Source organism: Bartonella sp. TT119HLJHH, assembly GCF_042193385.1.
In the GTDB taxonomy this organism is placed as follows: Bacteria; Pseudomonadota; Alphaproteobacteria; order Rhizobiales; family Rhizobiaceae; genus Bartonella.
In genome coordinates, this window is record NZ_JBHILS010000009.1 from 1 (window position 1) to 21,371 (window position 21,371).

14 protein-coding genes, 2 tRNA genes and 1 pseudogene are annotated in these 21,371 nt (G+C 36.9%); 12 read left to right on the plus strand and 5 right to left on the minus strand.

What is annotated here, in order from left to right:
- Positions 1-179 (plus strand): annotated as a pseudogene (locus ACFIJL_RS06015) (exonuclease); the annotation flags it as partial.
- A 72-nt stretch (positions 180-251) separates the two neighbouring features.
- Complete coding sequence (locus tag ACFIJL_RS06020; RefSeq protein WP_273790351.1) at positions 252-455, plus strand: AlpA family transcriptional regulator; 204 nt, start codon at positions 252-254, stop codon at positions 453-455.
- Positions 456-554: 99 nt separating this feature from the next.
- On the opposite strand, the gene ACFIJL_RS06025 is transcribed toward ACFIJL_RS06020, so the two are convergent.
- A tRNA-Phe gene (locus ACFIJL_RS06025) sits at positions 555-630 on the minus strand.
- A 399-nt stretch (positions 631-1,029) separates the two neighbouring features.
- On the opposite strand from ACFIJL_RS06025, the gene ACFIJL_RS06030 reads away from it, so the two are divergent.
- The 3 genes from ACFIJL_RS06030 to ACFIJL_RS06040 all read left to right on the plus strand — a co-directional run bounded on the left by ACFIJL_RS06030 (position 1,030) and on the right by ACFIJL_RS06040 (position 5,493).
- Entirely contained in the window at positions 1,030-2,193 is a 1,164-nt protein-coding gene (locus ACFIJL_RS06030) for a phosphoserine transaminase (RefSeq protein ID WP_375623464.1), read from the plus strand.
- A gap of 353 nt (positions 2,194-2,546) precedes the next feature.
- Positions 2,547-3,836 carry an adenylosuccinate synthase gene (locus tag ACFIJL_RS06035; protein WP_375623466.1) on the plus strand — a complete coding sequence of 430 codons (1,290 nt, stop codon included), beginning with the start codon at positions 2,547-2,549 and terminating at the stop codon, positions 3,834-3,836.
- A 235-nt stretch (positions 3,837-4,071) separates the two neighbouring features.
- Positions 4,072-5,493 carry a hypothetical protein gene (locus ACFIJL_RS06040; protein WP_375623468.1) on the plus strand — a complete coding sequence of 474 codons (1,422 nt, stop codon included), beginning with the start codon at positions 4,072-4,074 and terminating at the stop codon, positions 5,491-5,493.
- A gap of 197 nt (positions 5,494-5,690) precedes the next feature.
- Here ACFIJL_RS06040 and rpoH read toward each other — a convergent pair whose 3' ends face one another.
- From rpoH to ACFIJL_RS06055, 3 genes are all read right to left on the minus strand, one after another.
- Positions 5,691-6,575, minus strand: a complete 885-nt coding sequence (gene rpoH, locus ACFIJL_RS06045; protein ID WP_375623470.1) for an RNA polymerase sigma factor RpoH — start codon at positions 6,573-6,575, stop codon at positions 5,691-5,693.
- Between the two features lie 148 nt (positions 6,576-6,723).
- Positions 6,724-7,728: an RluA family pseudouridine synthase gene (locus tag ACFIJL_RS06050; RefSeq protein ID WP_375623472.1), complete on the minus strand. Its 1,005-nt coding sequence runs from the start codon at positions 7,726-7,728 to the stop codon at positions 6,724-6,726.
- 29 nt (positions 7,729-7,757) lie between these two features.
- Positions 7,758-9,188 (minus strand): aldehyde dehydrogenase family protein, encoded by a 1,431-nt coding sequence (locus ACFIJL_RS06055; protein ID WP_375623474.1) that lies wholly within the window; start codon positions 9,186-9,188, stop codon positions 7,758-7,760.
- 460 nt (positions 9,189-9,648) lie between these two features.
- Here ACFIJL_RS06055 and ACFIJL_RS06060 point away from each other — a divergent pair, with 460 nt between their 5' ends.
- The gene (locus tag ACFIJL_RS06060) at positions 9,649-12,216 is read left to right on the plus strand and encodes a DNA translocase FtsK (RefSeq protein WP_375623476.1); all 2,568 of its coding nucleotides are present in this window, start codon (positions 9,649-9,651) and stop codon (positions 12,214-12,216) included.
- A gap of 823 nt (positions 12,217-13,039) precedes the next feature.
- Entirely contained in the window at positions 13,040-14,746 is a 1,707-nt protein-coding gene (locus tag ACFIJL_RS06065; RefSeq protein ID WP_375623478.1) for an ATP-binding protein, read from the plus strand.
- 18 nt (positions 14,747-14,764) lie between these two features.
- Here ACFIJL_RS06065 and mscL read toward each other — a convergent pair whose 3' ends face one another.
- Positions 14,765-15,172: a large conductance mechanosensitive channel protein MscL gene (mscL, locus tag ACFIJL_RS06070; RefSeq protein WP_026500234.1), complete on the minus strand. Its 408-nt coding sequence runs from the start codon at positions 15,170-15,172 to the stop codon at positions 14,765-14,767.
- A gap of 1,307 nt (positions 15,173-16,479) precedes the next feature.
- Between mscL and ACFIJL_RS06075 the strand changes: the two genes are divergently transcribed.
- From ACFIJL_RS06075 to ACFIJL_RS06095, 5 genes are all read left to right on the plus strand, one after another.
- The gene (locus ACFIJL_RS06075) at positions 16,480-17,562 is read left to right on the plus strand and encodes a quinone-dependent dihydroorotate dehydrogenase (RefSeq protein ID WP_375623480.1); all 1,083 of its coding nucleotides are present in this window, start codon (positions 16,480-16,482) and stop codon (positions 17,560-17,562) included.
- 138 nt (positions 17,563-17,700) lie between these two features.
- Positions 17,701-17,777 (plus strand) — tRNA-His (locus ACFIJL_RS06080).
- A 706-nt stretch (positions 17,778-18,483) separates the two neighbouring features.
- Positions 18,484-18,987, plus strand: coding sequence for a DUF6622 family protein (locus ACFIJL_RS06085; RefSeq protein ID WP_375623482.1), 504 nt, complete (start codon positions 18,484-18,486; stop codon positions 18,985-18,987).
- Between the two features lie 855 nt (positions 18,988-19,842).
- The gene (locus tag ACFIJL_RS06090) at positions 19,843-20,157 is read left to right on the plus strand and encodes a hypothetical protein (RefSeq protein ID WP_375623484.1); all 315 of its coding nucleotides are present in this window, start codon (positions 19,843-19,845) and stop codon (positions 20,155-20,157) included.
- Positions 20,158-20,356: 199 nt separating this feature from the next.
- On the plus strand, positions 20,357-21,148 hold the full coding sequence (locus ACFIJL_RS06095) for a hypothetical protein (protein ID WP_375623486.1): 792 nt from the start codon (positions 20,357-20,359) through the stop codon (positions 21,146-21,148).
- Positions 21,149-21,371 lie beyond the last annotated feature (223 nt).

Sequence of the window (21,371 nt, forward strand, 5' to 3'; positions counted from 1 at the left end):
AATGGTGTGATTTCATGAGCTATAATCCAAACTTTGTAGGCAAATCTACTGGTTTGAGAATGAAAATCAAACGCGTCAACCGCGATGAGAAACACATTGAAGAGATCAATAAAGCTGTCGAAATCTTTTTAGGGGAAATAGAACAAGAAATGCAAAAGATTTTGACAAAAGCTGCTTGAACCTATGGGGGTGCTCTCTCCTCCCAGCACCCCCGCCCATTTAATTAATATAAAAAAGAGAAAGGTAATGAGATGATATTTGATGATGGAGATAGATATGTAACGACACGTGAGTGTGCACAGCTTTTTAGTGTATCCACAACAACGATTCGCAATTGGGTGCTTCAGGGGTTGTTTCCGGAGCCATATAAGCTAGGGAGAGCAGTGAGATGGAGAAAAAAAGAGATCTTAGACTTCACTCCAAAGAAAAATAAGGAGCAAATAAGAACAAATTAGATAAAATTATATAAACCGTAGAAGGTGGTCTGAAAGGTGGTCTGAAAATGGCGGTTTAAAGAAAAAATCTATATATTTCAATATGTTAAAGATACAAAATGGTGCCCAGACGCGGATTCGAACCACGGACACGCGGATTTTCAGTCCGCTGCTCTACCTACTGAGCTATCTGGGCATGTTTCATAAAACATGTAAATTGTTTGTGGTTATAACATTAAAATTTTCTCTGTCCAGTCATCAAAAGAAAAATAATTGATTTTTTAATAAGTTTATCTCCCTATTCTAGAGAGTGATCAATGAATTTTTATTATAAAATAAACTTGATAGGTATGTTATGATACGTTAGTGTGTTGTTATCAGAATGCTATTCTTATCGTGGTGGTGATACGAAAAAAATAAAAGAATCGATCTAACAGCATGATTAAAAAAGATTTTTTTACAAAGTTTCCGTGAATTTTAAGCTTACGAAATAAAGAGAAAACATTTTTGATTTTTTTTAAAGACTATTGAGTAGTCTTTATAGTGATTTGTTTTTCTTTATAAAGAAAAACAAACATCCAAAAGGGGAGAAATAATGATAATGTTACAAAAACCAAGCCGTCGTCCCAATAATACTAATTTTTCTTCAGGCCCTTGTAGCAAACGGCCTGGTTGGACTCTTGATGTTCTTAAAAATGCATTAGTTGGGCGTTCACATAGATCGAGAGAAGCAGAATTAAAACTTGCTGAAGTTGTTAATTTAACTCGTGAGATCCTTGAGGTTCCTTCTGATCATCGTATAGGAATTATGCCAGGTTCAGATACCGGTGCTGTTGAGGCGGCTCTATGGTCTCTATTAGGTGAGCGTGGCATTGATATGGCAGCGTGGGAAAGTTTTGGATTTGGGTGGAATAAAGATGTTGTCGAGCAATTAAAGCTTTCTGATGTGCGTCGTTTCGAAGCTCCTTATGGTGAAATACCAGATTTAACACAACTTGACTTTGATCGTGATGTTGTTTTTACATGGAATGGCACAACTTCTGGGGTGCGTATTCCTAATGCGGATTTCATTCCGCATAAGCGGGCTGGATTAACCATTTGTGATGCAACATCTGCAGCTTTTGCGCAATATCTTGATTTTTCAAAATTAGATGTTGTCACTTTTTCATGGCAGAAAGTTTTGGGAGGTGAGGCTGCACATGGTATGGTGATTTTAAGTCCTCGTGCTGTTGAGAGGCTTGAGAATCATATTCCAGTTTGGCCGATGCCCCAACTTTTCTGTATGACGAAAAATGGAAAGTTGAACGAAGATATTTTTAAAGGAAAGATAATCAATACGCCTTCTATGCTTTGTGTTGAGGATTTTCTTGATGGGTTGAAGTGGGCAAAGTCTCTAGGAGGTGCCGCGGCATTAAGAGCACGGGTTGAGAAAAACTTTTCTGTACTTGATGCTTTTGTTCGCAAAACGCCATGGTTAGAATATTTGGCAAAAGATCCTGAAGTACGTTCTAACACCGCTATTTGTTTAGATATTGTGGATCCAGTGATTACTGCTTTGGATACGGAAAAGCGAGTATCTTTTATAAAAGCGGTTGTGAAACGTCTTGATGAGGAAGGGGTCGCTTATGATATCGGTTCATATCGCAACGCTCCTCCTGGGCTTCGAATTTGGGCGGGTATAACAATTGAAGCTTCCGATCTTGAAATTTTAACAGAATGGCTTGAATGGGCGTTCCAAGTTGAAAAAGCACAGCTTTAAATAATTATTGGCGATTTTCACAACGCGTTTTTAAACAGAAAAAATACGAGAGATTATGATAATCTTTCGTATTCTTGTATTAGACAAACAGCCTTTAAGTATTACATTAATTGTAAAAGATTAAGAGGGGGAATGAATGCTTTGTCAGGTGTTAGGTAAAGCACAAATTAAAATCTCTATTTTTTCGCTTTTTGTGGCAAAAATGACAAATTTATATCATAAATTAAAAAATTTAATCACTTAAAGATTGAGAAAAATCTGAAATGAGGAGTCGCACTTGCTCTAAGGTTTCGTTATAAAGAAGCATTTGTTTTTGAATGCTGGTTTTTTTGACCAAACAGACGGAGAAAGTTATGGCCAATGTAGTTGTTGTCGGTACACAATGGGGTGATGAAGGCAAAGGTAAAATTGTAGATTGGTTATCTGAGCGAGCAGATATTGTGGTGAGATATCAAGGGGGGCATAATGCTGGCCACACATTGGTTATTGATGGAGTGAGTTATAAATTATCACTTTTACCGTCTGGTTTAGTGCGTGGAAAGTTATCAATCATTGGTAATGGTGTTGTTGTTGATCCTCATCATTTTGTTGCAGAATTAAAAAAACTATATGATCAGGGTATAAAAATTACACCAGAAATTTTACGTATTGCTGAAAATGCTCCTTTGATTCTTTCTTTGCATCGTGATCTTGATGCGATTCGAGAAAGCGGTTTATCTGGTTTAAAGATTGGTACAACAAAGCGTGGTATTGGACCGGCTTATGAAGATAAGGTGGGACGGCGTGCTATTCGAGTGATGGATTTAGCAGAAAAAGATACGCTTATGGCTAAGATTGAGCGGCTTTTGAGGCATCATAATGCTTTGCGTCGTGGAATGGGTGTTGAAGAGATTGATTCTCAAGCGCTTTATGATGAATTGATGCAAGTAGCGGATAAAATTTTGCCCTTTATGGATTGTACGTGGCGTCTTTTAGATGAAGGGTATCGGGGAGGAAAACACATTCTTTTTGAAGGTGCGCAAGGTGCTTTACTCGATAATGATTTTGGAACTTATCCTTATGTAACGTCATCGAATACAGTCGCTGGGCAGGCATGTACAGGTTCAGGGATGGGGCCTAGTGCAATTCATTATGTGTTGGGTATTGCAAAAGCTTATACCACACGCGTTGGAGAGGGTCCGTTTCCGACAGAACAGATAAATGATATTGGTGAATTTCTAGGAGTGCGTGGACATGAATTTGGTGTTGTAACGGGTCGAAAGCGTCGATGTGGTTGGTTTGATGCTATCTTAGTCCGTCAGATGGTAACAATTTGCGGTGTTCAAGGTATAGCATTGACAAAACTTGATGTTTTAGATGGTTTGGATGAAATAAAAATTTGTATTGGTTATGAGCTTGATGGTAGAAGGATTGATTATTTACCTTCTTCCATGGGGGCTCAGGCTCGGGTGAAGCCTATTTATGAAACATTAGAAGGCTGGAAGGAAAAAACAGCACATGTATTGAGGTGGGAAGATTTACCAGTGCAGGCTGTTAAATATATACGCTATATTGAAGAATTGATTAATACGAAAGTGGCTTTATTATCCACGAGTCCAGAGCGTGAAGATACTATTCTCATTACAGATCCCTTTGCAAATTGATTATTGTTTTTAGATTTCTATATGTGTTCTTTGTTCGTTTCTGTATTTTTTACAAAGAAAATTTTTTAGAGCGTGTGAGAGAAAGGTGCAAAATAGCATTGTTTATTTTTTATATTCATTTTACACTATTATAATAGTTGTACCAGTATAAATGACAATCAATTTAGAAGGCTAAAATAAAGTTTTTTAGCTTTACTGCTGTTTTTTTCTCAGTTTAAGAGAGATTATAGAGGAAATGGTAGATTTCGTTGGAATCTTAAAAAAGGCGATTAATGCACAAAATAATGTTACACCGCAAGTGCGTAAGCGGATTTATAAGCGGGCTACTGAAACACTAGAACATCAATTTTTAACAGCAAAAATACCACAAATAATAGCGGATGAACAAAGAAAGATTCTTCAAAGTTCTATTGCAACTGTTGAGGAAGAATATTTAGCAGTTGAAAAGAAGTTGCTTGCTTCAGTTATTGGGTGGAATCCCACAAATATAAATGAAGATAAGAAAGTTACAAAAAAAAACCTATGGTCAAAGAATAATGAATTTTCAGTGGTCAACATAAAAAGAAATCAGGATTTTGTTATACGTTCAATGGATAACAAGATATTTGATGAGCCTTGTGTATCAGATATACCAGATGCAGAGCCTGTTAATATGGAGGCTTATTTGCCTTCTCAGCATGTTAATAGCGGTGTGTTAAAGGTTTCTTCTTCGCAGGAAGATAATCCGCATATTGTTTCGCATATTTTTTCTCAAGCTTTACGTCGTACTAATAAATCATTGGTGCAAAGACGTATTGTGATAAGTGCTATTTCTGTTGTTGGTTTTGTTGTTTTAACTGTTGGTATTTTTTTTGTTGGTGGGCGTGTATTTATATCAAATGATCATCAGTTGTTAGGAGAAAATCTTCAAGCTTCTCATAGAGTACCAAAGGCATTTTCAATTAAAAGGAAGTTAACACAACGCTTATTAGAGGATGGAAGTGAAATTGATGTTGGTTTAAAAAAAGCGACAGATTCTTCAGATGAGGAAGGAATCTCAACAGTTGTTGCCAGCAATTTGCAATTGCTTGAAAAATCAGGTGAAGCTGTTTTCTATCAAGCACGTACAAATTATGATGCAGAAAAGATAGCAACGGGAAGTGCTCGCTGGACGCTTATAAAAGAGTCTCAAGTGAAGGGGGCTCCAGAAGAAACAACTATACAAGGTGATATAACAATTCCTGATGAAGGGATATCATTACGGTTAATTTTACGTCGTAATACCGATCAGTCATTTCCTGCTTCATATATTATGGACCTTATTTTTATTCTTTCGGATAAATTTTTAGGTAAAGCTATAAGCAATGTTCAAGCATTAACCTTTAAAGCAAGTGAACAATCCATTGGACAGGCTTTAACAAGAACCATTGCTGCAAAGATTAACGATGACTTTTTTCTTGTCGCATTGAGTGGTAATCATCCATTTCTTGATCGAAATTTACAATTGATGCGAGAATTAGATTGGATGCGTTTGGTGTTAACGGATAAAAACGGGCGTATAAGTGAATTAACCTTTGCAAAAGGACCAACAGGTAAGTCTATTTTTAATGAAGTTATTGGACAATGGCTTGCACAACAAGATAAGTTAACAGTTCTTGGTCAAAAAAATAAAACATAGATGCAAAAAAATAAAAGGCTGTGGAGATTTCTCTACAGCCGTTTTTATCAATTATACTAAACGTACTCAATAAAGTTCACATATCAATATCTCAAAGAATTCTATAGGTTAATTTACCAGTATAAAGTCAATATATGCTTTTTTCATTTTCACCTTAGAATGCGCAAACAATTGACTTTATACTTAATTCTAGAATTTTATACTTGACTTTGAGATAAAGCAAAATCTTTGATAGAGTTTTGCACTTTTTCAAAAGCACGCATTTCAATTTGCCTTACTCGTTCTCGACTGATGTTAAATTCACCAGAGAGTTCTTCTAGGGTTAGTGGTACATCGCTTAAACGACGCGCTTTGAATATACGTTTTTCGCGTTCATTGAGATTGTCCATGGCATTTATGAGCATGGAACGGCGTTTTTCTAATTCACTTTTTTCAATTAAAATTTGTTCTTGATCGTTAGATTCATCCACCAACCAATCTTGTAACTCGCTGTTTTCCCCTTCTTTTGTCCGAATTGGTGCGTTGAGTGAAGTGTCACCACCAAGCCTACGATTCATTGATACAACTTCATCTTCTGTGACATTCAACTGGGTTGCAATTTCTTTCACTTGTTCTGCATTGAGATCGCCGCTATCAAGTGCTTGAAGTTTACTTTTTAATTTACGAAGGTTGAAAAACAAGCGCTTTTGATTAGCTGTTGTCCCCATTTTCACCAAGCTCCAAGACCGTAATACATATTCTTGGATTGATGCTTTAATCCACCATATTGCATAGGTTGCAAGACGAAAACCCCGTTCTGGTTCGAAACGTTTAACCGCTTGCATGAGTCCAATATTTCCTTCTGAAATAACTTCCCCAATGGGGAGTCCATAGCCTCGATATCCCATAGCGATTTTAGCTACGAGACGCAAATGACTGGTGACCAACCTATGCGCAGCTTTTAGATCATTATGCTCACGGTAACGCTGAGCTAACATATATTCTTCTTTTGGCTCAAGCATTGGAAAACGACGGACTTCTTCCAAGTAACGGTTTAAACCACCATCACCTGTCATTACTGATAACAAATTCATATGGGCCATATAGCACCCTCCTTTTGTTTGAATTCCCTAATAAGGCAAATTCTCTGTTTCAGATAGCTAACTATCCTCATAACCTCACTCTAGCATATTTTTCAATTTTGTTCAAAAAAAGATATTTTATTATGAAATCTTGAGAAGGGGAAAAGTTTCAATTCATTTTTTTAAAAAGCTTAATAAGTTTAGCCATATCTTGAGGCAATGGTGTAGAAAACGACATAACTTTACCGATAGAAGGATGTTCAAAAGTAAGACTGGTAGCATGGAGTGCATGTCGGTTGAATTGATCGATTGCATTTCTAATAGTGGGGTTGAATGTGTTTGATTTTGTTTTAAAAGCGTTTCCATAAACTGTATCGCCTATGAGTGGATGCCCAATATGAGACATATGAACACGGATTTGATGGGTGCGTCCAGTTTCTAGGCGACATTCCAGAAGGCTAGCAAAAGATGTAGAGTCAGCATGAGAACCATATTTTTCAAGTAGAGAAACATGTGTAACCGCATGACGAGCATAAGGGTTTTGGCTATGGATGACAGCTTGCTTTGTCCGGTTATGGGGCGAACGGCCAAGTGATGCATCAATTGTCCAGACGTTGCGCTGAGGTATTCCCCAAATCAAGGCATGGTAGCGTCGATCTAATGCGCAGGTACGTCCATGATCAGAAAATTGAGCACTGAGACTTTTATGAGCCAGATCATTTTTTGCAATAACCATAACACCGCTTGTATTTTTGTCGAGACGATGGACAATGCCAGGGCGTTTAACACCACCTATACCAGATAAACTATTCCCACAGTGGTAAATAAGGGCATTAACCAATGTACCGGTCCAATTGCCATTGCCAGGATGAACAACAAGACCAGCTGGTTTGTTAATAACAATGATATGATCATCTTCAAAAAGAATGTCCAATGCAATAGCTTCAGCACTAGGTTCTGCATCACGAAGGTCAGGCATTGCCAATTCAATGATTTGGTTAGGTTTTAATTTTGTTTTTGGTTCCTTTATGAATTGACCATCAATTTTAAGATAGCCTTCACGGATGAGGGTTTGCAAACGCGAACGTGAGAGCACATTATGATATTGTTTTGCAAACCACTGATCAAGACGTTGCCCAAGAGCACCTTCATCCGTTATTTTCTGTATTACCATACGATTCCTATTAAGTTTTTAATAAGATTTTACCAGTACGAAATTGCTTTACTATCGAGAAATTCTTTAATTCCCCAATGTCCTCCTTCACGAGCGCGCCCAGAAAATTTTACACCTCCAAAGTAGCTTCCACTGGGTAACCCATGCCCATTAACTTCTACCATTCCAGAACGTACTTGTGCCGCAATACGACGACATTTGTTGCGATCTTGCGATTGAATATAGTTTGTAAGACCATACTCAGTTTCATTCGCTAAAGCGACAGCTTCTTCTTCTGTACTAAAAGAAAGAATCGAGAGAACTGGACCAAAGATTTCTTCTTTAAAAATACGCATATGAGGTTTTACATCAGCAAAGACTGTTGGACGGACATAATAACCGCGTTCCATTCCTTTTGGTAAACCAGTCCCGCCTGCAACAAGAGTTGCACCTTCATCAATTCCCGATTGGATAAGATCTTGAATTTTATCATATTGTTTTTTTGAAACGACAGGTCCAATATGATTTCCTTCTTGGCAGTTTGGTCCTACTTTTGTTGTTTCTGCAATATCTTTGGCTATTTTCACGGCTTTGTCATAGATGCTCTGTTCTACAAGCATACGAGTCGGTGCATTACAACTTTGTCCACTATTATAAAAGCAATGTCGTGCACCACGTTGAATAGCATCTGAGTCGGCATCAGCAAAGATAATATTCGCTCCTTTTCCTCCAAGTTCCAGACAGACTCTTTTTAAAGTAGCACTGGCATTTTTAGAAATATCTTTTCCTGCTCTGGTTGAACCCGTAAAGCTGATCATTTCTAGATCTGGATGTGCTGAGAGGTAAGAGCCGACAGTTGCACCATCACCATTGATTAAATTAAAAACACCGGCTGGAAGTCTGGCTTCTTCTACAATTTCAGCAAAAAGCATAGCAGAAAGAGGCGCAATTTCAGAAGGCTTTAACACCATAGTACAGCCAGCCAAGAGAGCAGGGATAACTTTAAGCGTTACTTGATTCATGGGCCAATTCCATGGCGTAATTAATCCTACAACGCCGATAGGGTCGTAGTGAAGGATTGCTTGCTCATTTCCCTTTATTAAAGTTTTTTGGAACGAAAACTCTTTATAAGCTTCAATAAAATTGCGAATATGGGAACCTCCTGCTGCAGTTTGCGCATTAAGCGCCATATCAATCGGTGCTCCCATTTCCATTGAAATGGTTTTTGCCATGTCTTTGGAACGTTTTTCATAGATCTCTAGAATTTTTTCAACGAATCCAAGACGCTCGCTTGGTGATGTTGTTTTCCATTTTTGAAACGCTTCTTTAGCCGCGTTAATTGCCTTATCAGCATCTTTTGTACTTCCAAGGCTAATGACAGCACAAGCCTCTTCTGTTGATGGATTAATGACGTCAAAGTCGTGAGGAGTGCTTGGATCATCCCATAGACCATTGATATAAAATTTCCGTTTGTTAAACATAATTCGCTCCCTTTTTTCTATTTGTATTTATGTCATTATGATTGTCTTAGTCTAAGCCTTTTTAAACGAGGATAACAAGGGTAATCTTATAAAAACGCGAGAAACTAGATTATATTATGGTAATTGAGCATGAAGAATTTAATAGAGCAATGCTTATATAACTATTTGTATTATTGAGACTAATTTCTTTTATGAAAAGGGAGGGAAAGAGAGGTATAGACAATTTTCTTGAATCTTTTTTCTCATGAAGTTTTCTTCAAAACGAATGGAATACGCGCTATACGGCACCATAAACTGGGCAATTTACGTCGTAAATAAGGAGAATAAATATGCATTATGGCATTATTTTTTTCATTAAAAAGTAACCATCAGCAAAAGGTTATTAACCTTCATATGATAGTCTCTATGAATTCTTTTTGAAAAGATTATTTTTCTCATTGCTATAAATTTGTTGGGTGCCATGCATAATTCGAAAACAAAATCTATTCCTACCTCTTCTTTTTCTGATGATGGTACAGAAGGTGCATCAAGAGAAGATTTATCTATTAAGATTACTGAGATATTTCCTTATCCGGAAGTATGGAAAAAGGCATTTACCCTCGGAAAAAATGTCCGTTTTACGAGAACCCCAGAAGTTGAGATTTTGCGTCGTCGTATAGAAACAGATCCAGTTTTTGCAAAACAATTTAAAATTTTTACGAAGCAAGATCAAAAACAAATGACAGATATTGTACGCTGTAACAAGAAAACGAAAAATGTTCTATCGACAAAAAAAGTCATTAATCCTCAATCAATAGAGAATAAAACGTCAGTTTGTCATTCAACAGTTTTACAGCAGTTGTCACGACAAATTACTGGTATGTCACCAGCAAATATTCCGCTTAAGGAGGATAAACAAGAACATAAATTACCAGGAGAAAATGTGCTACAAAAAATAAAACCTGCTTTGCATCTTTCCGATGATGCATTTTTTGAGTGTGAATCTTTGATATTTGAACATGTGGAGACTCAAACTTCAAAAGAGGATGGAATATCAATTGACACGACAAATGAAATTACACCGGATATTCCCACAGCCTTTGATGAGTCAATAACTGCTCTTTACCGTGTTCTTGAATACCGCTTTCCACAACTCTATGATTCAATTACATCAGAATCTCCAGCGGAAAGGATGCGAGGTGTTGAGAAAATTTCTGATTTAATGCATACAAATAATGATACTACTAAAGAGTGTCATTCTAAGCTTTCTGTTGAAGATTCTGCTCATACGTTAAGTAATACAGGGGCGTTAAGTGATGCAGGGGCTAGTATAGAGACTGAAAATACCAATAATATTGTCGCCAATAATACTGTTGATTGTATAAACAAAGCCGTCACAAAGAATTCAAAAGATTTTTCTGTGATGCAAGCAAACAGTAAAACTAAAACATTGCAATCTACTCGTATGCCATTAGGTAATTATGATTCTGCTTTTATGCAAAATATTCAATCTATTGACTGTGATGTTTATGAATTTCCTCCGATCAACTTATTACAGGAACCTGTTTTTCATGAAGGTACGATGATTCCTCAAGAAACATTAGAACGTGGTGCTGGACTTTTGGAAAGTGTGTTGGAAGATTTTGGCATTAAGGGTGAAGTTATCCATGTTCATCCAGGGCCAGTGGTAACAATGTATGAATTTGAACCCGCCGCGGGCGTAAAGTCATCGCGCGTTATTAATCTTTCTGATGATATTGCGCGTTCTATGTCTGCTATTTCTACACGCGTTGCTGTCATTCCTGGACGTAATGTTATCGGGATTGAGTTACCCAATGCGGTTCGTGAAACCGTTTATTTACGGGAATTAATCCAAACACGTTCTTTTCGTGAAAGTGAGTTTAAACTTGCTCTTGCTTTAGGGAAGGGGATTAATGGTGAACCGGTCATTGCAGAATTAGCAAAAATGCCTCATTTATTGGTTGCGGGAACAACAGGATCAGGAAAGTCTGTTGCAATTAATACAATGATTTTGTCGATTCTTTATCGTATGACACCAAAGCAGTGTCGTTTGATCATGGTTGATCCTAAAATGTTAGAGCTCTCTGTTTATGATGGCATACCACATCTTTTAACACCTGTTGTAACAGATCCCAAAAAAGCGGTAACAGCTTTAAAATGGGCTGTTCGTGAAATGGAAGAACGTTATCGCAAAATGGCTAAGTTGGGTGTGCGTAATATTGATGGTTTTAATGCACGCGTTGCACTTGCGGCTCAAAAAGGCGAAACGATCATGTGTACTGTTCAGTCGGGTTTTGATAAGGAAACAGGGGAAATGCTTTATCATGAAGAAGCCATGGATCTCACGCAGCTTCCTTATATTGTTGTGATTGTTGATGAGATGGCTGATCTTATGATGGTGGCAGGAAAAGAAATAGAGAATGCCATTCAGCGCTTAGCGCAAATGGCGCGTGCGGCAGGTATTCATCTTATTATGGCAACGCAACGTCCTTCTGTTGATGTTATCACCGGTACAATTAAAGCAAACTTTCCTACCCGCATTTCTTTTCAAGTAACGTCAAAAATTGATAGTCGTACGATCTTGGGTGAACAAGGTGCTGAAACGCTTTTAGGTCAGGGGGATATGCTTCATATGGCAGGTGGTGGACGCATTGTGCGTGTTCATGGACCTTTTGTCTCTGATGAAGAAGTTGAATCCATCGTTGCACATCTTAAAATGCAAGGTAAACCTGATTATTTAGCAACGGTAACTGATAATGAAGACGATAACAAAGAGGATACTTCTGCTGATTCAGTTGCTGGAATTTCTGAGGAAGAAAATTTTGATGAAGAGGGTGAGGAACTTTATAACCAAGCTGTAAAAATTGTTATGCGTGATAAAAAATGTTCAACTTCTTATATTCAGCGCCGTCTTTCAATCGGCTATAATAAAGCAGCTTCTCTCGTCGAGCGGATGGAAGAAAAAGGCATTGTTGGAGCCGCTAATCATGTTGGAAAACGTGAAATTTTACTCAATGAAGGAAAATAAACAAACGCATTTAAAAATATGCAATTTTTTAAATATCTGACAGTTATTATTTAAATGTGCTTGTTTTATTTTTTTATATAATATTAAAAATTTAAATGGAGAGTAATAAAGCAAAAGCGATCTTTTGTATTAAGACCTCTGATGAGGTAAACAAGCTGATATCAAAGGAGATTATGAGATGTTTTTAACATTTCTAAATGATCTGGAATATAAAGAAATTAAACAAATCTTTATATGAAAACAGATAATTTGTGTTCTCTTTTTTACAGAGAAATTTTTTAATAAAATAGTGCGGTGGCATATTTTTTGTTTTTTCTTTTGTAGCGATTCTAATGAAAGAAAGATCTTTGTATGAATGCCTTCAAATGCCAAGAACTATTGGTAACATTAGAGGCTGAAATTAGTATAATGATGGTGCTAACCAGCTCTTTTATAAGTATAAAAATGGTAATGCACGATGCCTTGATATCCTCTATAGGGACTTTTACATTACACCATTTACAGATGACGTCGTAAAATAAGCTTGGGGATCTTGGGAGATATCTTTTCAAAACAGGCGCATGAATGTGTAAAATAAGTGTATTCTTTTTGAGTACTATTTATGCGAGGGAGATGTTACCATTATTGTAACAAGATTTATTACATAATGGGTGAATAAGCAACAAGAGCTGGAAGCTTCTTTTTATTCTTGTTTTGTTGATGAAACAGTCAAAATTTTGCTACAGACAATTTATATGAGATATCAAGTTATTTTAACCAGAACAGATAATTGTAAACAAATTAGCATTATTCATTTGAGAGTAAATCCAACATTGTTTTAATTATGCCATTAAAAGCGGATGAGTTAAAGTTAAATACAAATGAATTAAAATGTCAGCAAGAAGCTTTTCGTTTTACACCAGAGCTTTTGCCACGGCCTTTTACGTGGGAAATCGATCAGAATGGTTTGTTTTGTGAAGTCTCAAAAGAGCTAGCTGAAGTTGTTGGTCCTCTCTCTTCTTCTATTTTAGGGTGTAGTTTTCATGAGCTTGCTCATCAATTTAATGATGATCGATATCTGGTTCTCAGTCGTTTTATTGAAGCGGCTATGCCTTGGAGTAAAGAGATTGTTCAATGGCCTGTTGATGGTTGCTTACAATGGCTTGATGTTGAATTATCGGCTTTGCCAATTTTTGATGTTAAAAAGCAGCTTAAGGGGTTTCGTGGCTTTGGCGTTTTAAAAATACAAAAAAAAGTCCAAGAAAAAAGAAATGAAAAGCTAGCAACAGAAATGCCATGTCTTACGGAGATAGAACGCTTAGCTTTTCGTGAAATTGCAGAGCACTTGCGTGATGAATTGAATTCATCGGTAAAAGAAGAAAATTTAGTTGAAGAAACAGCTATTCAGTTACCATATGCACAAACATTGCCGGTCAATGCTATAGAACAAGCTCTCATAAAAGAGCCAGCTGCAGTTTTATCATTGTTGGATACAGCAACTGATGGTGTTTTATGGTTGGATGAAGAGGGCTTTATTCAATCAGCGAGTAGGGCAGCCTTAGCATTAATGGGTTATGAAATAAATGAACTACGAGGACAGCCATTCTCTTCATTATTTACTTTGCAAAGCCGACTTTTGGTTGAAAAATATTTTAAATCAATCCGTATAGAGGAGAAAAATCAGGTTTTAAATCGCAGTGAAACCGCTGATTTAATGACAAAAAATCATAAAAATATAACCGTTTTGATAACGATTGTATTTTTGGCAAAGCAAGGCAATTATGCTGTTATGTTGCGTGATAGGACACAAACAGTTCCATCAGGAGAAAAAAAAGCAGAAGAGGATAAAATCGTTGGAGTTGTTCATGAAATACGAACACCTTTGAATGCTCTTATTGGTTTTGCAGAAATTATGAGAGAAGGCCGTTTTGGTTCGATAGAAAATGAGCGCTATCATGGATATTTACGCGATATTATTTCCTCTGGAAAACATATATTATTGCTGATTAATCAATTACTAGAGTGCTCAAAGATAAATTATTCTGGTTCCAATAACCAGATTGATTCTTCCCTTATTTCTGAAACATTTGATGTGATATCTTGTTTACGTGCGACGATAGCTTTTCTTGAAACTCAAGCCAATCAGAACGGCATTATCATGCGTATTGTTGCTCCACCTCACGTTCCATTTATTCCTGTATCACAACAAGTGTTTCGCCAGATTATATGGAATCTTCTTTCCAATGCTATTCGTTTTACACCTTTGGGTGGACAGATTATTGTTCACGTTTCTTATAGAAAAGAACGTGTAAAAATTTCAGTGAGTGATAATGGTATAGGGATGAACGAAGAAGAAATTATACAGGCACTGCAACCTTATGGTCAAGTAGAGCGCAAAGATGGCCGATCTGGTGATAGCGCTTTTATGGGAACAGGCCTAGGCCTCCCAATGTGTAAGGCAATGGTGGAAGAAAGAGGGGGGCAATTTTTACTGTTCTCAAAACCCAATTATGGAACAACTGTGGAAATGTTTTTTCCTCGTGTTCCATGATGTAAATCTTGTATAAAATTATTTTTTCTTAGCCAAAAGATCTCTAATTTCTGTTAAAAGTTGTTCTTCTGAAGACGTTTTTTTGGGGCTTTCTTCTTCTTTTCTACGAATTTTATTCATAGCCTTAACGAATAAAAAAAGAACCCAAGCAATAATGAGAAAATTGATAAGTAAAGTAATAAAGTGTCCATAGCTAATGGTTGCTCCAGCTGCTTTGGCGGCACTCAATGTTGCTTGTTTTTCGCCAGCAAGTTGAATAAACATATTAGAAAAATCAATCCCACCTGTAATCAGCCCAATGATTGGCATAAAAATATCATTGACAATTGAGTTGACCAAGCTACCAAAAGCACCCCCTATAATCACACCGATAGCAAGATCAATCATATTACCTTTTAGGGCAAATTCTTTGAATTCTTTAAGCATTGCGTTTTCCCCTTATATAAGCGATATACGGTAATTTACTTACCGCTTTTGATGAAAAAGGAAAGGGCAGATTTTATTTTTAGGATTATATTACAATATTAATATTATTTTCAAAGAACTTTATAAGGTTTAATAAAGAGCTTTAGAGTTCTATTTGAATGTATATAGAACATTTCCTAGAAAAAAGCTTTTTTGATAAAAACTATATCTGCTTTTTGCAACAGAAAGTAGAAAACTATAGCTTAATTTATATAATTGCCTCAAGATCTTTATGATGACATTAAAAAGAGAGATTTTTACACAATACCACAAGTGAGTAGTGTTGAAAGTTGAGCTATCAGAAAGCTTCTCAAATGAAGTACATATATTGGCATAACGTATTGTTATAAAAAGAGAATTTAGGAATAAAAAATATATTTCAGCACTGATGGAAGAAATAGATAGATGAGACAGGAGTAAAACTTATAATTTAACTCCTCTTAATTCAGTAAGCGATAATAGCAATTAGAGGGCATTATGGCTTAGCTATTTGTATTGGGTTGCATGAGCTAAAATGGCGATAATTCCGATGGAAGAGACACATTTCATCTGCTGGAAGATTGTATCAGTTTGTAAATAGCAGAGCTCTAGGGTTTGCAAGATCGTTTTGGTTTGGAAGTCGTTGGTATGATGTTTGAGTTCAATAATCAACTGTCATTACTTAAAATATATGTTAGGCAGAGCACTTAATAGATGCAAAATTGTATTTAATACATCAGAAATGGCAAAGAAAACAACGCAGATTATCAATAGAGTACAAATTGATTGAGCATTCTGTTGCTCATAAATGGTGCAACAATAGTATGAATTTAGATGATTTTATGAACCATGTATCCTATAAATGCTAGGAAAAAATAGCTTTATAGAACAAGCTTTGTTTCTATTGAAAACAATATTATACAAAGGAACTTTGGGAATAGAGATAATTTTCCTGCATTTTTAAGAAAATTATGAGCTTTCCTGCATAAGACGTCATAAAACCATGACTATGGTAAGAGCCATTGATGTTTCAATTCATGCTGAATTTTATAAGATTAGGATTCATATTTTAATCTTTAAAAAATGTCGAAAAAGAGAAACATTTTTTAAGAATAAAAAGTTCTTTACATAGTATAACCAATATAAATATGTATGGCTATTATGTGATGAGTTTTCTTTTAGAAGAGGAATATTATTTGGATAATATGCTCTCTTTGATTGGTAATCTTTTGTGTTAAAAGGTAGAGGTGAGGTGCGATGGATCATTTTTATGTTGTGGAGAAGAATTGATGAGTTTTTTTCGTTGTATTGGCCGTTCTGCCTTATTTATGTTGGATCCAGAGCAAGCACACGGTTTAGCGATTCTCGGGCTGAAAAGTGGATTTAATGGCTGTCAAAAGGTTATCGACAAACGTTTGTGTGTAACTGTTTCTGGGCTTGAGTTTGAAAATTTTATTGGTCTTGCAGCGGGGTTTGATAAAAATGCAGAGGTTGTGGATGGTATTTTTCGTTTAGGATTTGGTTTTACTGAAATTGGGACAGTGACACCAAAGCCTCAGATTGGAAATCCTAAACCACGGCTTTTTCGTTTAAAAGAAGATGAAGCAATTATTAATAGAATGGGTTTTAATAATGACGGACATCAAGTTGTTTACAACAGATTGCGTGCATGTAAAAAAACTGGTGTTGTAGGAGTCAACATTGGAGCCAATAAGGATACAGTTAATAAGATTGATGATTATACTGTTGGTATTGCTCATTTTTATGATGTTGCTGATTATTTTACGGTTAATATTTCTTCTCCCAATACACCAGGTTTACGTGATTTACAGGCCCGTGACAGTTTACATCTTTTGTTGAGTGCAATTTCGCAAGCGCGAAATGAGCAAGAGAACAAACATGGATTCTCCATTCCCATTTTTTTAAAAATTGCTCCCGATTTATCAGAGAAAGAATTAGATGATGTTGCTGAAGAAATAAAACTTTCTGATTTTAATGGACTGATTGTTTCCAATACGACTCTTTCACGCCAAGGTCTTAGCAATAGTCACTTCAGTAATGAAGAGGGAGGGCTTTCTGGACGTCCACTTTTTGAACGTTCTACTATTGTGCTTGCAAAAATGCGTCAAAAATTAGGGAAGGAGATTGCAATTATCGGTGTTGGCGGTGTAAAGGATGCACAGACGGCTTTGGAAAAAGTAAAAGCTGGTGCAGATTTGATTCAATTATACAGTGGGATGGTTTATGAAGGTTCAAATCTTGTCATAACTATTCTGCAAGAGATTTTGCAGATGATGCAACAAGATGGCGTTGATAACATAAAAGGCTATCGTGATCATAGTCTTGAGCAGTGGGCAAAATTTCCTTTGTAAAAAACGCTTTTTTCTTCACAAAAAATTGCGAGATTTTTTTAAAGGGGCTTGCAAACTTTGTTGATCTTCCTTATGTCACATAAGCAAAGAATAAATGTTTACGAAATCGTGAACAGTTATGATACATTTGCTTTTTATGCGGTTGTAGCTCAGTTGGTTAGAGCGCTGGTTTGTGGCACCAGAGGTCGTAGGTTCAAATCCCACCAACCGTACCATTGATTTCCTTACAACTTTTCTCATTCTCCTTTCCAGTGTTTTGTAAAGCGGTTAAGAGACGCAGTTTTCGGCGTTTTTTGCCTTTGACTGATAACAGAGCCGAGGCCTTGCGCGGGTGTATTTTCCTCTTTTTCGCCCAAAATGGCCAAAACGTCTCATTGAGCGGAGACTTTTTTAAAAAGGTCTCCGCTCAATTTATATTTATTTTTCAATATGTTATAAAATTGCTCATTTTATGGTCGGTATGCATCTTGTGGGTGGCACGCGTGATACAAACCTAAGGCCTCTGTTTAAGTAGAATCGCTATAATTTCCCTATAAGGTTTTGTTTTTTTACAGTAAGCTTGCAATATGCATGAAAATAAATATTCTATTCTTCTATACTGAGCATAAGGGGAAATGCAGTGATGAGTATAATAGCGGGTGAAGATAAAATTGATTAGCTTTTTACTAAAGAAACCCTTTACTATTTTTTATGCCAGTGCTGGTGTTGGTGAGGAAAAACGTAGACATATTATGTTGTATCTCATCAATAAATATATTACATGGATTTGGGTTATCATATTTTTTGCTAATGGGCTGCCCAATGTTTTTTTGAAGGGACTCCCCAGCTTTGGTGGATCAATATGGGTTTAGCTTGTGTTGGTATCCTTTTTTTCTAACATGATGCGATATTTTTATCGCATCAAACATCATGGAGCATAATATGTCATTGTTTAACATTCTGACTGGAACCCCTTTATGGGCCTGGATTTTGCTCATTTTTCTCATTGCGAGGGGAATAATCGCATTGAAAGATAGGGAAATGAAGGTTAACCGCCTTTTTCTATTGCCGTTAGTCTTTCTTTTTTTGGGCGCAAGCGATGTGATTAAAGAGCTGGCGTTCCTGCGCTGGGGAGCAGTCTCAATGTTGGCAGGGCTGATGATCGGCGTTGGCGTTGGCTGGTTGCTCTGGCGTGCTACTGCGCGTTTAAAAATCAAAGAAGGAACGGATTTCATTATTCTGCCTGGTACGCCGTTGACGCTGATATTTATTCTTATCGCTTTTGTCATCAAATTCACATTGATTGTTTTTCTCAAGATTGAACCTGATTTGAAATATGCATTTGATTTTAATCTTCTTTTTGGTCTTTTAAGTGGGTTCACTGATGGTGTGTTTTGGGGCGGCACATTAAATTTATATATAGCATTTCGAAAGAATCCAAATTAGTTCCTATATCCTTAGCTGTTGATGCTTCTGTCAAGTATTATGATACAGAAGCGTCCGCTATTTTACGTTGAAACTGCGGCTGCTATACGACTAAGTGGCCTTACGCCTGAGTATGCAAGAGCGGCAGAGTTTGTACAGTCTACGCCATAATATGTGGAGCATTCTTGCGGGAATGAGTGCATTATTATTGCGATATACATGTAACCCTCTAGCTAATATTATATTAGTAAGGCTGTTTTTTGAAGCCGCTTGTAATTACGGTGTGTTTTTAAAGAGAACGTTCGAACCGATGTATCGCTTGCAGTACCATTTATCTTGTTACAACTTTTCTAATTCTTATTTTTGGCGTTTTGTGAGGCGGTTAAAAGCCGTGCTTGGCAGGCTTTTTTGCGTTTGAGCCGTCATGGAGCAGAGACCTTGCGCGGATGATTTTCCTCAAATTTTGCTCAAAACGGAATGATACGATCAATAATCGCTTGAAATATAAACGGGTTAACTAAATCTATGATTCTGATTGCAATTGCCACAATAAATATCTCTATCAGTATATTTGTATACTTTTAGTATATTTTGTAAACCAAAAGAATCTTATTTGACTTTCATTATTATTGCTCATAATACAAACCATTAAGTTTGAACACATAAAATAAGTAAGCATAAATTTACTAAAATATGCCATATTTTTGACGCAATTCCCTTGGTTTTGTCAACTATATATTATAAATATGAATTTGCATGAAAGTGCATTCATATCTCCAGCGGTGTTTCGGTGGTTGATTATGGGTAGGCCATTTTGGCGCGGGGACATAAGTAACCTTGGGGGAGTTTATCTATACACTAAATTGGAGAAAATAAATGAGATTTTCAAGTAGTTCGTACGATTATTGCAGTGCCGATAATTTTAGTAGCAAATATAACTCTGGTACTGTGTTTGGTAGCAAGTATGGTGGTAAGGTTGGCCTTGCGGGTGGTTTCGTCATAGGATGGGCAGCGGGGCGTAATCCTATGGCTGGCGTGGGCGTAGCAAGCTTTGGGCAAGCTGTAGGCAATGAATTCGGAGACACCATAGGCGGTTATCTTGGTTATGGTATGGCTGCTGCCCAGTGTGGCACACAGTTTTTGGGTCAATCTTTTGCTAATTCAGGTGGTGGGATGTTGATGCACTTTTGATGTAGTTCTTTGGGTTATCCTAAAGCCTAGAACGGTGGTACTGTAAAAGGTGCCACCTTTATGTTTGAAATATTGTACAGGAGGAGCTATGGGCGCGTTTGGTTTAGTGCTCGTTTATTTTTGTCTGTGGTTTGGCATGTTGTATCTATTCCTCAAAACTATTGCTATTAATGGAAAAAGCATGTTAGGCAGGGAGAACATGGTTACATTCATAGTGGCGGCATTGGTTGTTCCTCCCCTCATGTATGTCTTTGAGGATATAGGCGGTGTGCCGATAACATCTCCTCATGTTGCTATAATTATGTTCTTTCTTTCTTTTTGCATTGAATTTATACCCAATATAGTAAACAATATAAAATGCTTTAGTTTGGCCATTATCGCAAGTTGCCCCATTTTTTTCATCGCAGCTGGTTTTATTGTTATGAGTGATGACCTTCTGTTAGATTTTTTTGATCTGCAGCTTTCGAGCTATATTTATCTGCTTTTCATTATTCCGTTGATGATAGGGGGGGCTCGCTATGTCCTAATTGCTAAAGCTTTGAAGGAAAAATCTATGTCAGTGCTAGATTTAAGCATTTGCATTGGCTGTGGGTTTGCCATAGGCGTCTTTTTTGTATCATCATTGCTTTTATCAGACCTTCGAGAAATCTATCAACAGATAGGTTTTGCAAACGGGGAGGCAGTGAAAAAAATGTTTGATTATGCGGTGTTTGGTTTTGCTATTCTAACGGGCCAAGTTTTTTTGACATTTTTGATGGTTCTCTTTGTTACTACAAAGAAATATTATTGGTTGGTCCTTGATGTTCTTGCAGAGCTGTTTTTTAGCCTCTTTGTTTCTTATTATGTAGCGTTTGTTCATACAGATGATGACTATAGAATGGTTATAAGGTGGATTTGTTTGCTGTATGTTGTTTATGTGTACGCGCGTTACATTAAATCAAAGAATGTGAAGCTTAGCGTGATTAACCCGTTTAAAAGGAAAACTGAGTGAGAAGACAGGAGGCTATAGTTCTTTGGGTTTATCCTAACAGCCTAGAGCAGCCAACCTAGGAGGGGCAGTTTCTGGAGCAATAGTAGGCGGGGTCCCGTGGTGCATCCGCGAGTATTGCTAAAGCTGGTTGGGATTGTGTTCGCTCTAAGTGGTGAAATTGTTGTTTGACCTGGCTTTTTTAACAAGGTAAAGGCCTTGCTAAGGGGTACGCTATCAGCCTCTT

What these genes read in the sequence shown, in the direction of transcription:
- rpoH (WP_375623470.1), bottom strand. Translation starts at nt 6,575, where the DNA reads ATGGCCCATATGAATTTGTTATCAGTAATGACAGGTGATGGTGGTTTA.
- ACFIJL_RS06030 (WP_375623464.1), top strand. Translation starts at nt 1,030, where the DNA reads ATGATAATGTTACAAAAACCAAGCCGTCGTCCCAATAATACTAATTTT.
- ACFIJL_RS06095 (WP_375623486.1), top strand. Translation starts at nt 20,357, where the DNA reads ATGGTTACATTCATAGTGGCGGCATTGGTTGTTCCTCCCCTCATGTAT.
- ACFIJL_RS06085 (WP_375623482.1), top strand. Translation starts at nt 18,484, where the DNA reads ATGTCATTGTTTAACATTCTGACTGGAACCCCTTTATGGGCCTGGATT.
- ACFIJL_RS06075 (WP_375623480.1), top strand. Translation starts at nt 16,480, where the DNA reads ATGAGTTTTTTTCGTTGTATTGGCCGTTCTGCCTTATTTATGTTGGAT.
- ACFIJL_RS06090 (WP_375623484.1), top strand. Translation starts at nt 19,843, where the DNA reads ATGAGATTTTCAAGTAGTTCGTACGATTATTGCAGTGCCGATAATTTT.
- ACFIJL_RS06065 (WP_375623478.1), top strand. Translation starts at nt 13,040, where the DNA reads ATGCCATTAAAAGCGGATGAGTTAAAGTTAAATACAAATGAATTAAAA.
- ACFIJL_RS06050 (WP_375623472.1), bottom strand. Translation starts at nt 7,728, where the DNA reads ATGGTAATACAGAAAATAACGGATGAAGGTGCTCTTGGGCAACGTCTT.
- ACFIJL_RS06035 (WP_375623466.1), top strand. Translation starts at nt 2,547, where the DNA reads ATGGCCAATGTAGTTGTTGTCGGTACACAATGGGGTGATGAAGGCAAA.
- ACFIJL_RS06060 (WP_375623476.1), top strand. Translation starts at nt 9,649, where the DNA reads ATGCATAATTCGAAAACAAAATCTATTCCTACCTCTTCTTTTTCTGAT.
- ACFIJL_RS06055 (WP_375623474.1), bottom strand. Translation starts at nt 9,188, where the DNA reads ATGTTTAACAAACGGAAATTTTATATCAATGGTCTATGGGATGATCCA.
- ACFIJL_RS06020 (WP_273790351.1), top strand. Translation starts at nt 252, where the DNA reads ATGATATTTGATGATGGAGATAGATATGTAACGACACGTGAGTGTGCA.
- ACFIJL_RS06040 (WP_375623468.1), top strand. Translation starts at nt 4,072, where the DNA reads ATGGTAGATTTCGTTGGAATCTTAAAAAAGGCGATTAATGCACAAAAT.
- mscL (WP_026500234.1), bottom strand. Translation starts at nt 15,172, where the DNA reads ATGCTTAAAGAATTCAAAGAATTTGCCCTAAAAGGTAATATGATTGAT.